Source organism: Chloroflexota bacterium, from assembly GCA_016235055.1.
In the GTDB taxonomy this organism is placed as follows: Bacteria; Chloroflexota; Anaerolineae; order JACRMK01; family JACRMK01; genus JACRMK01.
In genome coordinates this window covers 38,718-53,415 of record JACRMK010000040.1, presented here as the reverse complement: position 1 = coordinate 53,415, position 14,698 = coordinate 38,718, and the positions used below count along the sequence as shown (strand labels likewise).

14 protein-coding genes are annotated in these 14,698 nt (G+C 63.4%); 11 read left to right on the top strand and 3 right to left on the bottom strand.

What is annotated here, in order from left to right; genetic code table 11:
* Positions 1-200: 200 nt before the first annotated feature.
* Positions 201-803 (bottom strand): helix-turn-helix domain-containing protein, encoded by a 603-nt coding sequence (locus HZB53_09925; protein MBI5877959.1) that lies wholly within the window; start codon positions 801-803, stop codon positions 201-203.
* A 334-nt stretch (positions 804-1,137) separates the two neighbouring features.
* Positions 1,138-1,785 carry a response regulator transcription factor gene (locus HZB53_09920; GenBank protein MBI5877958.1) on the bottom strand — a complete coding sequence of 216 codons (648 nt, stop codon included), beginning with the start codon at positions 1,783-1,785 and terminating at the stop codon, positions 1,138-1,140.
* Between the two features lie 198 nt (positions 1,786-1,983).
* Between HZB53_09920 and HZB53_09915 the strand changes: the two genes are divergently transcribed.
* The 10 genes from HZB53_09915 to HZB53_09870 all read left to right on the top strand — a co-directional run bounded on the left by HZB53_09915 (position 1,984) and on the right by HZB53_09870 (position 12,023).
* Positions 1,984-2,430 carry a cytochrome c maturation protein CcmE gene (locus HZB53_09915; GenBank protein ID MBI5877957.1) on the top strand — a complete coding sequence of 149 codons (447 nt, stop codon included), beginning with the start codon at positions 1,984-1,986 and terminating at the stop codon, positions 2,428-2,430.
* A gap of 94 nt (positions 2,431-2,524) precedes the next feature.
* Positions 2,525-4,534, top strand: coding sequence for a heme lyase CcmF/NrfE family subunit (locus HZB53_09910; GenBank protein MBI5877956.1), 2,010 nt, complete (start codon positions 2,525-2,527; stop codon positions 4,532-4,534).
* Between the two features lie 9 nt (positions 4,535-4,543).
* Positions 4,544-4,966 (top strand): hypothetical protein, encoded by a 423-nt coding sequence (locus HZB53_09905; GenBank protein ID MBI5877955.1) that lies wholly within the window; start codon positions 4,544-4,546, stop codon positions 4,964-4,966.
* 16 nt (positions 4,967-4,982) lie between these two features.
* The gene (gene ccsA, locus HZB53_09900; protein ID MBI5877954.1) at positions 4,983-5,750 is read left to right on the top strand and encodes a cytochrome c biogenesis protein CcsA; all 768 of its coding nucleotides are present in this window, start codon (positions 4,983-4,985) and stop codon (positions 5,748-5,750) included.
* A gap of 133 nt (positions 5,751-5,883) precedes the next feature.
* Entirely contained in the window at positions 5,884-6,438 is a 555-nt protein-coding gene (locus tag HZB53_09895; GenBank protein MBI5877953.1) for a cytochrome c-type biogenesis protein CcmH, read from the top strand.
* Positions 6,435-7,031, top strand: coding sequence for a TlpA family protein disulfide reductase (locus HZB53_09890; protein ID MBI5877952.1), 597 nt, complete (start codon positions 6,435-6,437; stop codon positions 7,029-7,031). Before HZB53_09895 ends, HZB53_09890 begins: the two co-directional genes overlap by 4 nt.
* A gap of 908 nt (positions 7,032-7,939) precedes the next feature.
* Positions 7,940-8,185, top strand: coding sequence for a hypothetical protein (locus tag HZB53_09885; GenBank protein ID MBI5877951.1), 246 nt, complete (start codon positions 7,940-7,942; stop codon positions 8,183-8,185).
* A gap of 132 nt (positions 8,186-8,317) precedes the next feature.
* Positions 8,318-9,349, top strand: a complete 1,032-nt coding sequence (locus tag HZB53_09880; GenBank protein ID MBI5877950.1) for a flippase-like domain-containing protein — start codon at positions 8,318-8,320, stop codon at positions 9,347-9,349.
* 3 nt (positions 9,350-9,352) lie between these two features.
* Positions 9,353-10,651 carry an NAD(P)/FAD-dependent oxidoreductase gene (locus tag HZB53_09875; GenBank protein ID MBI5877949.1) on the top strand — a complete coding sequence of 433 codons (1,299 nt, stop codon included), beginning with the start codon at positions 9,353-9,355 and terminating at the stop codon, positions 10,649-10,651.
* A gap of 28 nt (positions 10,652-10,679) precedes the next feature.
* Positions 10,680-12,023, top strand: a complete 1,344-nt coding sequence (locus HZB53_09870) for a UDP-glucose/GDP-mannose dehydrogenase family protein (protein MBI5877948.1) — start codon at positions 10,680-10,682, stop codon at positions 12,021-12,023.
* A gap of 8 nt (positions 12,024-12,031) precedes the next feature.
* Here HZB53_09870 and HZB53_09865 read toward each other — a convergent pair whose 3' ends face one another.
* Entirely contained in the window at positions 12,032-13,822 is a 1,791-nt protein-coding gene (locus HZB53_09865; protein ID MBI5877947.1) for an RHS repeat protein, read from the bottom strand.
* Here HZB53_09865 and HZB53_09860 point away from each other — a divergent pair.
* Complete coding sequence (locus tag HZB53_09860; GenBank protein ID MBI5877946.1) at positions 13,821-14,186, top strand: hypothetical protein; 366 nt, start codon at positions 13,821-13,823, stop codon at positions 14,184-14,186. The genes HZB53_09865 and HZB53_09860 overlap by 2 nt on opposite strands.
* Positions 14,187-14,698: the final 512 nt, after the last annotated feature.

Genomic DNA, 14,698 nt, shown 5'->3' with positions numbered 1-14,698 from the left:
TGGGGGTGGGGTTGATGGGTACAAGCGAGTTCGCCCGGGGCGCCATCCCGCGCAAGCGTGCAGGGCGCTCATGCGATTTACGCCCAAACTGAGTAGAACGGGTTGCATACTCACGACGACTACCCGGTAAACAAGTACGTTTTTTCTGCGCTCTCTGCGGTTAGTTGTGCTTTGTGTCTTCTGCGGTTGGTTTTTCTCCGCTATGGGTACACATCGAGAATGGCGAGCAGGATTTCGTCCAGGAAGTCGCTGATGCGCTGGAAGAACTGCGCGTCTTCCTCGTCGCCGGTGCGCGAGCCGAGCGTTTCGCTCAGCACCGCCGGCAGTACAATGCGGCGGTAGCGCAGTGCGGCGCGCGCGGCGTTGCCGGCCGACAGGCCGCCCTCGGCCAGTGCCTGGCCATACGTCTGCGCGATCGCGCGCCCCTCCGTCAGCAGGCTGTTGCGCAACTCCGGTTCCTGCGCAAAGCGTGTGACACAGGCCAGCAGTTGCCGGCCGATTTCGCGCGGGTGCCCGCCGTATTCGGCGGAAGCGGCCTGCTCCTGGTGAGACGATGTCTGCAAATCGGCGCGCACGCGCCTAAGCACGCGCTCGTCGGGTGTGGTCGTATCAGGTGTATGTTGAAGCGAGAGGAAGCGTTGCAGATCGGCGTTCCGGAAGCGGCGGTGGCCGCCGGGGGTGCGGTAACTCGCCAACCGACCGTGGTCGGCCCACTCGCGCACAGTGCCGATATGAACGCCCAGGGTCTGGCTGGCTTCGCGGATTGAGAGCCAGCGGTCTGGGGAAGCCTGCTTCATGTTCATAGACCCTCCATGAGTCTCGGTTGTCGCCATCATGACGACCACGGTCAACAATAGCGGCTGAAAGTCAAAGTTCGGTCAAAAAACGATGTTGAATCGGTCAGATTTATCAGTTATTGACACCCAATTGTGTCGAAATCTACTATTGCCAGGGCCTGGACGGGTATGATTGACCAGTCGCGGTCTACGGCTGTCCGTGGAGCACGGGTCGCGCGCGCCAATCTGCTCATCACGACGAGGCCAACCGGATGACTCGTAAGGAGGCGAGAAGGCACGAAAAAGTGCTCGCTTGATTCGTGCGCTGGTTACCGGGGGTCCGAGCCGATCGGATGCCGCGTTAATGGGCAGGCTGCGCGTGGTGTGCGGGCGCCAGATGATGCTCAATCGCGATGGCGGCCGCCTCGGTGCGGGTGGCGGCGCCAAGCTTGGCCAGAATACTGCTGACGTGGAACTTGACGGTAGAGGGGCTGATGACCAGTCGCTGCGCAATTTCACGATTATGCAATCCGTCGCACAGCAGCACAAGCACTTCGCGCTCGCGCGCCGTGAGCGACTGCCCGGCCAGGTGCAGCGGCCATTGCGCGGCGCGTTCCGGCGCAGTCCCACAGCCGCGGTGCGTCTGACGGATAACGTCGGCCAGTTCGATGGCATCGATGCGCTTGGGAAGGTAGGCGACCGCGCCAGCTTGCATGACCGTTTGCGCCAGTTCGTCGTCGTCTTCCCCGGCCAGAGCGATAACGTGCAGGCGGGGGCAGGCGGCGCGGATGCGGCGCGTGGCGTCGGCGACGTCGGTGCCGGGTATCTGCACGTCAATCAGCACAATATCGGGAGCGCATGCGCCACAGAGGCGCGACGCCTCGTCGCCGTCGCGCGCGTCGCCGACCACAAGCATGTCGGGGCAGTCGACCAGGAACGCGCGCAGGCCGCTGCGGACGACCGCGTAATCGTCCACGATCAGGACGCGAATGGGCTGCGGCTCGGTCACGGTTCACCCCCCGTAGTTGCATGGCCTGCGCCACATTTATTGTAGCACCAAATTAGATGGCGATCACGTTTGTTGGGCGCCATACTTACCCGATTATCAAGCTAACCGATCTCGAACGAAGCTAAGACCCAACTAAGACCTCAATTTGTTATATTAGTCACAAGTAGATTTCTACACTCGACTCACGGAGGGTCAACCATGCAAAATGTCATGACTGGCATCGCGCAACCCAAACCACGCGCGCGTATCCTCAATCTGAAGTACATCATTGGCGGCCTGATCATCTTGGGCGCCATTGCGGCTTTCGCCCTCTCGAACTTCCAGTCCAATGTTGTCTATTACTATACCGTCCCCGAACTGGTGGCGCAGAAGACGCGCCTGACCGGGCAAACGATCCGCGTTAACGGCCCGCTCGATCAGTCCTCGATCGATCTGGACCAGAAGACGATGACGCTCAAGTTCAACATCAAGGATAACGGCATGGTGCAGCCCGTTGTCTACAAAGGTGTTGTACCCGACACGCTGACCAACGGTGAAAGCGTGGTGGCCGAAGGTCGCCTCGATGCGGCGGGCGTCTTCCAGGCCGACTCGATCCTCGTGAAGTGCCCTTCGCGATACGAATCGGAAACGCCTAAACAAAACTGATCGATGCAGCAGGTCGCTTCCGCCGGCGTGACGTCGCGCCGGCTTCCGCGTGACGCCGCGCTGCGGAAGCAGCTAAGAAGGAGGGAAACTGACGATGGGTACCCTGCAAATCGCCGGACTCGGCAACCTGACGGTCTGGCTTGGTTTTGCGCTGGCGCTGTATACCGTTGGCGCCGCGTTGGTTGCGGTCCAGAAGCGTCGCCCGGCAATGATGGCCAGCGCCGAGAACGGCATCTACGCCGTCGCCGCGCTGACTACGCTCGCGGTGGCGATCATGGAATGGGCGGCGATCACTCACCAGTTCCGCTTTGAGTACATCGCCTCGCACGTTAGCCTCGATCAACCCCTGCTTTACACCATCTCATCGCTGTGGGGCGGACAGGAAGGCTCGCTGCTGTTCTGGGTCTGGCTGCTGTCGCTCTTCGCGGCCATTGTGACGTTCCAGAACCGCGATCAGAACCGCGAATTGATGCCGTACGCCATCGCGTTCATGGCGTTCACACAGGGCTTCTTTTTCCTGCTGTTGATCGTCGTCGCGCAGCCGTTCAAGATGCTGAACTTCACGCCGCAGGACGGCCAGGGGCTGAACCCGCTCTTGCAGAATCCGGGCATGTTCATTCATCCGATCACACAGTACCTGGGCTATGTCGGCTTTACGGTGCCGTTCGCATTCGCCATGGCGGCGCTGACTACCGGTCGGTTGAGCGACGCCTGGATTCGCACCACGCGGCGCTGGACGCTTATTTCGTGGCTGTTTCTGTCGCTCGGCCTCTTGTTCGGCATGCGCTGGGCGTACGTCGAGCTGGGCTGGGGCGGGTACTGGGGCTGGGACCCGGTCGAGAATGCTTCGCTGATTCCGTGGCTGACCGGCACGGCCTACCTGCACAGCGTGATGATCCAGGAGAAGCGCGGGATGCTGAAGGTCTGGAACCTCGTGCTGGTCATGCTGACGTACATCCTGTCGATCCTCGGCACGTTCCTGACCCGCAGCGGCGTGGTGCAGTCGGTGCACGCCTTCGGCACAAACTCGCTGCTCGCTTCGATCTTCCTGGGCTACATGGCCGGCGTCATCCTACTGTTCCTGTACCTGCTGTACACGCGGCTGGGCGCGCTGCGCGAGGAGAACGAGATCGACTCGGTGGTCTCCCGCGAGGCGACCTTCCTGCTCAACAATCTGCTGCTGGTCGGCGCGGCGTTTGCCACGCTGTGGGGCACGATCTTCCCGATGATCAGCGAACTGGCGACCGGCAAGCAGATCACCGTGGCGGCGCCGTTCTTCAACACGGTCAACGGCCCGATCTTCTTCCTGTTGATTGTCCTGATGGGCGTCTGCACGATGATCGGCTGGCGGCGCGCCTCGGTGGATAACCTCGTGCGCAACTTCCTGCGGCCGCTACTTGTCTCGGCGGTGGTCGTCGGTGGGCTGTTTGCGCTGGGCGTGCGGGAACCGCTCGGCCTGACCGCCTTCGGCGCGGCCGGCTTCGTGTCTGGCACGATCATGGTGGAATTCTTCCGGGCGGCGGGCGCGCGCATGCGCCAGCATGGCGAGAACCCGCCGACCGCGCTGGCCATGCTGTTCGTCAAGAACCGCCGGCGCTATGGCGGCTATGTCGTGCACATCGGCATCGTGATGGCGGTCGTCGGCATCGCCGGCTCGACCTTCTTCCAGGCCGACCTGCAGAAAAACGTCCGCACGGGCGAGACCATTGCGATCAAGCAGTACACGCTGCGCTTCGACGGCCTGGCCTCGTACGCCGAGGAGAACCACCAGGTTTGGGCGGCGAACCTGACCGTCTTCGAGAACGGTGCGCAGATCGCTACACTGAAGCCGGAGAAGAATTACTACCCTGCCTCCGAGCAGTCGACCACCGAGATTGCGGTGCGCTCGACCGCCATGGAGGACTTGTACCTGATCCTGGCCGGATCGAACGACGACGGCAGCGTGACGATCAAGGCGATTGTCAACCCACTGATCAGCTGGCTGTGGATCGGCTTCGGCGTGTTCATGCTCGGCACGCTGATCGCGGCCTGGCCGGACCCGCGCGAGGCGCGCGTGATGCAGCGCATCCAGATGCGCGAAGCGGCCGTGGCCGCCGGACGCTAGGAGGCAAGCATGGACTATCTTCTGACGATTCTGGTGATCTTCGGCGTGCTGGTGTTCGTCGGTTACCCGCTGGCCAACCCGCGGCGCTACACGATCCGCAAGTTCGTGACGATGGGCGACCCGCAGTACGAGAACCTGGCGAGCGCCCGGGAGCAGGCGTTTGACGCCCTGCGCGATTTCGAGTTCGACCACGCGACCGGCAAGTTGTCCGAGAGCGACTACAAGAACCTGCGCACGCGGTACGAGACGCGCGCGGCAACGATCCTTCAGCAAATCGACACCCTGACGGCCACGCAGAGCGCGGCGCCGGCGGCGAACGCGCCCAAGCGGCGCGCCAAGACGACGCCGGCCGCCAACCACGTCTGCCCGCAGTGCCAGGCGCCCGCCGAAGCGGGCGACCGGTTCTGCATGAAGTGCGGCGCGAAAATCTAATCGAGGGAGTCGAGCCATGAGTGCAACCGTCTTGCCGCTAAGAGTCAAAGAGGATCCCGGCGCCGCGGCGGCGCCGGCCCCCGCGCCATACTGGCGCCTGCTGGGCGACCGCACGGCGGTGCCGCTCCTGCGCGGGCTGGCCGTGGCGTCCGTAGTCACGATCGGTATCGCGCTGTATATGGCGCTGTTCTACGCGCCGCGCGAAGCGACGATGGGCGATGCCCAGCGCATTTTCTACTTCCATGTGCCGAGTGCGTGGATCGGGTTCCTCGCCTTCGGCGTGGTATTCGTCTCAAGCATCATGTACCTGATCAAGGGCGAGGCGAAGTGGGACGCGCTGGCGCTCTCGTCGGCGGAGATGGGCGTCATCTTCACGACGCTGGTCCTGCTGACTGGCCCGCTGTGGGCGAAGGTCGCCTGGGGCACGTACTGGACGTGGGACGCGCGGCTGACGACGACGCTGATCCTCTGGATGATCTATGTCGGTTACCTGCGGCTGCGCAGCGTGGCCGACAGCCGACGCATGTCGCGGCTGGCCGCCATCACCGGTATCATCGGGTTCTTGAACGTGCCGCTGATCTACCTGTCGGTCGTCTGGTGGCGCACGATGCACCCGAGCCTGCTGATCAGCAGCGAAGGCGGGTTGGACGAGCGGATGCGCGCGACGCTGATGGTGGCGCTGCTTTCGTTCACCTTGCTGTACGGCTGGTTCCTGCTGGCGCGCGTGCGGCTGGAGCAGCGCCGGAACGTGCTGGCGGCCCGGCTGGCCGCGAGGGAGAACTAACTATGGCGAACATGATCATTGCGTATGTGTTGATCGCAGCGCTCCTATCCGCTTACGGAGTGAGCGTGTACATTCGCTCGCGCCAGACCGACGCGGCCCTGCGCGCGCTGGACGCCGAAGGAGACGAGCGCGTATGATTCAACCTGTCCGCGCCACCAATGCGCGGAGCCGGCTGGAGGCGCGCTGGGTGGCACTGGGCGCGGCGGCACTGGTGGTCATCGTCGCCGCCGTGATCGGCTTCAGCATGCTATCCGCGCCCAAGACGCCGGTCACCGCCGTCAACCTCGATGCCGAGATGCTGCGCGTGGCCAAGGGATTGTACTGCCCGGTCTGCCCCAGCACGCCGCTGGATGTCTGCGAGACGCAGGCGTGCGTGCAGTGGCGCGCGCTGATCCGCGAGAAGCTGGCCAACGGCGAGAGCGAGCAGGATATCCGCGCGTATTTTGTGGCGCAGTACGGCGAGCGCGTGCTGGGCGCGCCGCCCGCCGAGGGCTTCAACATCAGCGCGTATGTCTTCCCGTTCATCCTATTGATTGCCGGCCTGGCGTTTCTGACGGTGACGATGCGGCGCTGGCAGCTATCGCGCGCGGCGCTGGCCGCAGCCGAGCCGGAAGCCAGTGACGAGCAGCCAGCCGTCGCGCCGGACGTTGCCAAGCGCATCCGCCGCGAGATGAAGGAGCGCGAATGAGCACCGCCACCCACTCCGCCGTCCCGCCGATCGAGACGCCGAAGCCGCGCAAGAATGCCATCGTGTTCGGCGCGGCGGTCGTCATCATCCTGGCGCTGCTGGCGCTGTTGATATGGACGCTGCAACAGAAAGGCGCGCCGCCGCTGGCGGCCGGGCAGGCGCCAGCCTTCGAGTTGACGTCGTTCGAGGGCAAGGCTTACCGGCTGTCGGAACTGCGCGGCACGCCGGTCGTCATCAACTTCTGGGCGTCGTGGTGCACGCAGTGCAAGGAAGAAGCGCGCGAACTGCAGGCGATCTGGACGCAGTACAAGGACAAGGGCCTGCTGGTGCTCGGCGTGGACTATGTCGACACGGAACCCGAGGCGAAGGCGTACATGGCGCAGTACGGCATCACATTCCCGAACGGTCCGGACCTCGGCACGAAGATATCCAAGGCGTACCGCATTACCGGCGTGCCGGAGACATACTTCATCAAGGCCGATGGCACGCTGCTGACGGGCAATGATGCGGCCGGCCGGCCGTTTGGCAACTGGATCGGCCCAATCCCGCTGACCAATATGCAAGAGCGCGTGCGGAAGCTGATGGGGTTGTAGCGCAAGCCTGCGGAACGCGAACGACGCCCGAGAGCGGCGAATAACACGACAGCGGGCCGGCGCAATGATGCGCCGGCCCGTCTGTTTTGGGCAAAGCAAGACCCCGAGTCATCGGAGGGTGAGATCGACCGTTCGTGATAACCGCCGGCAGTAGCATCTGCCCATGACGCATGGCCCGGCTTGCCAGTCGCGCTACACTATGTGCAGTCAGGTCGGGCGGTTTGTGAGCTTCCCGGCGCGTGCTGCCTGCCGCCTTTCGACTCACTTACGGTGTCGCATGATACAACAGTATGCTGCGTGCTTCCATGCGATGCCGCTTGCCAGGCAATAGCGTTTATCCGGTTATCGTTGCCCTCAGGTCCGATCGTGCTCAATAACTCGGGGCTATCTGTAGCGTATCACAGAGACCATGTTTTGTCACCCCCCCATGTGGGTAGAATTCGGACAATCCTCAGCGCCATGGGGCAATCACCCGGACGAACGTCGACAGTGCGCCAGCCTGCCTCCCGGCGCTTCGCCATTGTTCTCTCGTATGACATTCAATATCACAATCACAGCCGCAGTGATTGCCCGTGGCGGGCAGGCCTCACAAGTTGAAAACCTGTGAGGTCTTGATGTGCGCCATCCGCAACGAGGTGAAATCGCCAGGGAATATCCCTCGTTGGGGAGCGCTACGGTATTCGAGCAAGAAGGCTCGCATCGACTTGCGTTTTACGATAACGCAACAACTTAAAAATGTCGGCAAGACTGTTGACATCCATCGCCCGAGGGGGTATACTGCTAAAAGAGTGAGGATTTGAAATTGAACGCATCAGCGGCGCGGGCCGCGTTACACCAACCGTATTAAGCACCCAAGCGTATCACGCTGGGTGCTTTTTGGTTTCTTAAATCCCCCAGGAGGCCACAGCATGGATTCAGGCACGATCAGCAAAATCCAGAAGGCGAAGCAGTACGCGGAAGAACGGGACGAGCGCATCCGCTTTCAGTCCTTCAAGGTGGAGATCTCGGGTGAGAACAACCGGCATGTGACCGGCTATGCAAACGGGCAGTGGATTTGTGATTGCGAGTTCTACAAGACGCACGCACACTGCAGCCATACAATGGCAATGGAGCGCGTGCTGGGCCGCATGCTCCCCGAAGCGATCACAGCCTAAAACCGAATAGCCTCATAGCGCATCAATGCCTCCGGAACCCGGAGGCATTTTTCTTGGCCGTGCGCGCCGATGGTATAATCATTTGTCGGCTGGCGGCATATGGGCCGTGCGCATTTCATCAGCGAGAGTTCAATGTCCCGTCTTCGATTCTTGTTTGGCGTCGCCATCAGCGCGGTCTTCCTGTACTGGGCCTTACAAGGGCAGGACCTGACGCATGTGTGGGACGTCCTGTCGCGCGCCAACTACCTCTGGATCATACCGGGGATACTAACCTATTTCCTGGCCGTGGTGGCGCGTACCTGGCGCTGGCACTACATGCTGCGCTCGATCCAGCCGGTCTCGCTGCGGACGCTGTTCCCGATTGTGACCATCGGCTACATGGGCAACAACATTTACCCGGCGCGCGCCGGCGAGGTGCTGCGCTCGTACATATTGAAGAAGCGCGCCGGCGTCCCCATGTCAGCGTCGCTGGCGACGGTCTTGATCGAGCGGCTGTTCGACGGCGTGGTGATGCTGCTGTTCGTCTTCGTATCGCTGCCCACGCTGGAGGCGCTGCCCGAGTTCCTCCGCAATATCGTCATCTTCGGCAGCATCGTCTTCATCAGCGCGCTAGTCGTTTTCTTCATCATCGCCGCCAACCCGGAGCGCGCCCAGCGCATCTATCGCTGGTTCATCACGCGCCTGATTCCGATCGAGTTCCAGGGGCGCGTGCACGGCCTGGCCGATCGGTTTCTGGTTGGGCTTTCGTCGCTGCGCCGCGAGCGCGACGTGCTGATGATCTTCGTCACGTCGCTGGTCATCTGGCTGCTGGAGACGGTCAAATACTGGTTCGTCATGCACGCCTTTCCGTTCGAAGTCTCGTTCTACGCGCTGATGTTGATGAACGGCGTCGTCAACCTGGCCACGACCATTCCATCGTCGCCAGGGTACGTCGGCACCTTCGACGCGCCCGGCATCGCGATCCTCAAGGCGTTCGGCGTCGGCAGCGAAATCGCGACCGGCTACACGCTGGTGCTGCACGCGGCGCTCTGGCTGCCGATCACGGTGCTCGGCGCGCTGTTCATGGCGCACGAGGGGTTGTCGTGGCGCAAGGTGCAAGCCGATGTAGCCGCCGATCACGAGGACAATGGGGGCGCCAAAGCGCCGCTGGAAGTGGAGCTATAGCTCATGGATGTGGCCATTGTCGGCGCCGGCGCGGCCGGGCTGTCGGCGGCGTACGACCTGACTCGCGCGGGGCACCATGTCACCATCTACGAGGCAGCCGGCGAAGTGGGCGGGTTGGCCGCCGGCTTCAAAGCCCCGCACTGGGACTGGACGCTCGAAAAGTTCTACCATCACTGGTTCGCCTCGGACAAAGACGTGCTCGGACTGATCCGTGAGCTCGGCTGGAGCGACAAGGTTCTGTTCCCGCGCCCGGTGACCGTCATCTACCACAACGGGCAGTTTCACCCGTTCGACTCGATGTTTACCAACATGCCGCTGTTTCTCCTGCGGCATTTCCCGATCTGGGACGTGGCGCGCTTCGGGCTGGCCGGCGCGTACCTGCGGTTCTCACCGAACTGGCAGCCGCTGGAGAGCCAGACCGCCGGCGAATGGACGCGCCGCTGGTTCGGACGGCGCATATACGAGACGATCTGGAAACCGATGCTCGTCGGCAAGTTTGGCGAGGAGCACGTCAAGACGGTCAACATGGCGTGGCTGTGGGCGCGGCTGCATTCGCGCACGACGACGCTCGGCACCTATGTGGGCGGCTTCCAGGCGTTCCTGAACGACTTCGCGGCGCGCGTGCAAACGCAGGGCGCGCAGATCCGGCTGAACACGGCTGTGAGCGGCATCCGGTCCGAGGCCCACGGCGGGCTGACCATTGCAGCCGCCGACGGCAGCGCGCATTACGATGCGGTCATCAACACCTCGTCACCGGCGCTGATGGCGAAGCTGGCGCCGGAACTGCCCAATGCGTACACCGCGCAGTTGCGGGCGTTGAAGTCGATGGGCGCGGTCGTGCTGGTCGTCACGCTCGACCGGCAACTGACCAACTACTACTGGCACAACCTGCCGAAAGAGGCCGGGTTCCCGTTCCTGTCGCTGGTCGAGCACACGAACTACATGAGCCCGGAGCACTACGGCGGCGACCGGATTATATACTGTGGCGACTATCTGGACGCCGACCACGAGTATTTCCACCTGAGCCAGGATGAACTGCTGGAGCGTTTCCTGCCGTCGTTCAAGCGCTTCAACTCGCAGTTCGACCGCAGTTGGGTGCGCGGGGCGTGGCTGTGGAAGACAGCCTACGCCCAGCCGGTGCCGGGCATCAACCACTCGCGCAACATCCCCGCGATCCGTACTCCGCTGAAGGGGCTGTACTTTGCGTCGATGTCGCAGGTGTATCCGTGGGACCGGGGCACAAATTATGCTGTGGAGATCGGGCGGCGCACGGCGCGTATGCTGATGGCCGATGCGGCGTGAGCTGCAACTCGATGGGAGTGAACACGCGATGAAGAATATCTGTGTGGTGGGCGCAGGTTATGTCGGTTTGACGACGGGGGCGTGCTTCGCCGACCTGGGCAACCGGGTTGTCCTGCTCGACGTGATCCCCGAGAAGATCCGCCTGCTGGAAAGCGGCGTGATGCCGATCTACGAGCCGGGGCTCGAAGAGATCGTCAAGCGCAACATCAAGGGCGGGCGCCTGCACTTCACGACCTCCTATGCCGATGCGCTCAAAGACGCCGAGTTTGCGTTCATCGCCGTCGGCACGCCGCAGGGCGAGGATGGCGCTGCCGATCTGAAATACGTCAGCACCGCCGCCGAGTTGATCGCGCGCCACCTCGACCACCCGCTCGTCATCATCAACAAATCGACCGTGCCGGTCGGCACCGGCGACTTTGTGGCCGATATCATCGTCAAGTATCGCAGCGGCGACGCGCCGTTCGCCGTGGTGTCGAACCCGGAGTTCCTGCGCGAAGGCTCGGCGATTTTCGATTTCCAGAACCCCGACCGGATCGTGCTCGGCTCGCGCGATCCGGACGCGGCGCACCGCGTGGCACAACTGCACCTGCCGCTGCGCACCAAGATCATCATCACCGATCTGCCGACGGCCGAGATGATCAAGTACGCATCCAATGCGTTCCTCGCCACCAAGATCTCGTTCATCAACGAAATCGCCGCCATCTGTGAAAAGCTCGGCGCGGACGTGAAGGAAGTGGCCGAGGGCATGGGGCTGGACAAGCGGATCGGCCGCGCGTTCCTCGACGCGGGTCTCGGCTACGGCGGCTCGTGCTTCCCCAAAGACGTCAAGGCGCTCGAGCACATGGCCGAGGCGGCGGGCTGCCACCCGCAATTACTGCGCGCGGTCATGGAGATTAACGCCGACCAGCGTCGCCAGACGGTGCAGAAGACCAGCGACGTGCTGGGCGGGTTGAATGGGCGCACCATTGGCCTGCTGGGCCTGGCGTTCAAGCCGAATACCGACGACATGCGCGAAGCGCCGTCACTCGACATCGCGCAGCGGCTGGCGGCCGAGGGCGCGCGCGTGAAGGGCTACGATCCGGTGGCCATGGACGTCGCCGCGAAGCTGATGCCCGGCGTGCACCTGTGCGAAGACCCGTACGAACTGGCCGCGCAGTGCGATGCGGTCATCATTGTGACCGAGTGGAACGAATTCAAGCAGGTCGATCTGCCGCGCATGAAGAGCGTGATGCGGAGGCCAGTCGTCGTGGACGGGCGCAATATCTACGACCCGGACCGGATGAATGACCTCGGTTTCATCTACCGCGGCGTTGGACGTGGTCACCCGAAAAGCGACGGCGGCGCAGCGCCGTCCAACGCACAGACCGCATGACCGCAGCGTCATGCAACGAACAACGCCCTCCGGTAGTCTGTGCCGGAGGGCGTTTTGCGCGCATCATACGTGGTGGTCGTGGCGTCCAGCAGCCCACCGTTCTGCCAGTGCGTGGTCTGCACCGGCAGGTTCAGCGCGTTCGGCGTCACGACGGTCGAGACGCCCAGCGGGTCGCTCGTGCCGGTGCGATTGCCCGCCGCATCGTATGTATAGCCGGTCGCGCCACCGGGGCCGGATTCGGCGACGAGCCGGTTGGCGTAGTCGTAGCTGGAATCGGTTGAGCGCGTGAAGCCGACGTAGAACTCCGTCGTGTTCGTGCGGTTGCCGTTCGGGTCGTAGGCGTGCGTGCTCGAGACCGTCAGCGCGCCGCCCACGGCATGATCGTCCTGCTGCGTCAGCCGGTTCACATTGTCATACGTGAACGCCGTGTACGCCCCGCTCGGATCAGTCAACGTCAGCAGGTTGCCGGCGTTGTCGTAGGCGTAGCCGGTCGTGCCGATCAGCGACTGCTTGCCGGTTAACCGGTTCGCGGCGTCGTAGGTGTAGGTCAGGCCGAAGGTGACGGTGATGCCCTGATTCTTCGGCCCGATCAGCCGCGTCAGGTTGCCGATCGCGTCGTAGGCGTAGGCGGTCGTCTGCGTCAGCGGATCGGTCTGAGCAACCAAACGGTTGGCGGCGTCATAGACGTAGCGCGTCACGCGGCCCAGCTCGTCCACGCTCGTCAGCCGGTTGCCGGCCGCATCGTAGGTGACCGCCTGGCTCGCGCCCGCTGGGTTGGTCGTCGTCAGCACGCGGCTGAGCGCATCATAGCGGAATGTCGACGGGTAGCCCGCCGTGTCGGTCATCGCGACCCGGTTGCCGGCGCGGTCGTAGCTGACGGTCGTGGTGTGTAGCAGCGCGTCGGTGATCGCGACCGTGCGGTTGAGCCGGTCGAAGCCGTACTGCGTCCGGTGGGTGTTGGCATCGGTGATGACCGTGCGGTTGCCGACCGGGTCGTACTGGACTTGCGTTAATGCGAACTGCGCTGCGGTCAGCGGCACACTGGTCGTGATGACCCGGTTGAGCGCGTCGTAACCGACGGTGGTCGTATGGCCGCGCGGATCGACCGTGCCCGTGCGGTTGCCGACCGAATCGTACTGGAACTGTGTGACGATACCGGACACGGGACTGGTGATGGCGATCGTGCGGTTGAGTCGATCGTAGCCGTAGCGCGTGACGTTATTGTTGGCGTCGGTCAGCGTCAGCCGGTTGCCGGCCGCGTCGTAGCCGTACTGCGTGCGGTGCCCTAGCGCATCAGTCATCGCGACCGTGCGGTTGAGCGCGTCGTAGCCGAACGTCGTCGTGTGCACGTTGGCGTCGGTGATGACGCTGCGGTTGCCGACCGGATCATAGCCGTAGCGCGTCGTCGCCGTCACGCCGACCGTCAGCGGTGCGGTCACGGCGACCAGCCGGTTCGCGGCGTCGTAACTAGTGCTCGTCGTGTTGCCGCGCGCGTCCGTGACGCTCGTGCGGTTGCCGACCGCATCGTAGGCCGCGACAACGCGGTTGCTCAGCGCGTCGGTCGTCGTGATCAGGTAGCCGGCGCTGCTGTACGCGAAGAGCGTGCTGTTCCCGTTGGCGTCGGTCGCGCGCGTGCGCTGGCCGTAGCCGTCGTAGCCAAACGTCGTCGTGATGCCGAGCGCATCGGTGATGACCGTCAGGTTGCCGGCCGTATCGTAGCCGTAGCGCGTCTGGCGGCTCAGCGCATCCGTGACGCTCGTTAGGTCGTAGCTGGCGTTCAAGCCGAACACCGATGACATGCGCGAAGCGCCCTCGCTCGACATCGCCCAGCGGCTGGCGGCCGAGGGCGCGCACGTGAAGGGCTACGATCCGGTGGCGATGGACGTCGCCGCGAAGCTGATGCCGGGCGTGCACCTGTGCGAAGACCCGTACGAACTGGCCGCGCAGTGCGATGCGGTCATCATTGTGACCGAGTGGAACGAATTCAAGCAGGTCGATCTGCCGCGCATGAAGAGCGTGATGCGGAAGCCAGTCGTCGTGGACGGGCGCAATATCTATGACCCGGACCGGATGAATGACCTCGGTTTCATCTACCGCGGCATCGGGCGCGGGTACTCGAACACTGGGCTCGCGGCGTCGCTGGCCGATGCGCAGGTCCGCTAACCGGGCGCGTTGCCACCAGTCAGAACCCCCCGCCGGGTCGGACACCGGCGGGGATTTTTGTTTCACTATCCGGCGCGGCGGTAGTGCTATAGTGGAGCCGCCGGAGCACCTCGGCGGCGTTCCAGCGCAGCATCGCATTCGGTCGACGGGCCTCACCCCGGGCACCAACCTGCCGGCACCCGAGATGCGCGCGACATCATCCATATGTATCGCAAAGCTCAAGCGCGTCTTACCCAGTTATTCGGGACTGGCCTGGCGAGTAGAGGGGTGTCTCCCCACTGCACCCATCACGCGAAACTGCTCTTCCCAACCGTGAATGGCAGAAACGCGGTTAGCGGATGGTTATTCTACTGGTATATGCTTATACTGTTTTGTGATGAGTATGTCCCCAAGCGATCGTTGTATGTGTCAGCATTGTATAGCAATCGCCGCCCTCCCCCCGGCCCTCTCCCAGCTTCGCTGGGAGAGGGCGTGAGTCAAAGGGGATTGGCGCGGCGGCTTTGCCGCCGCGC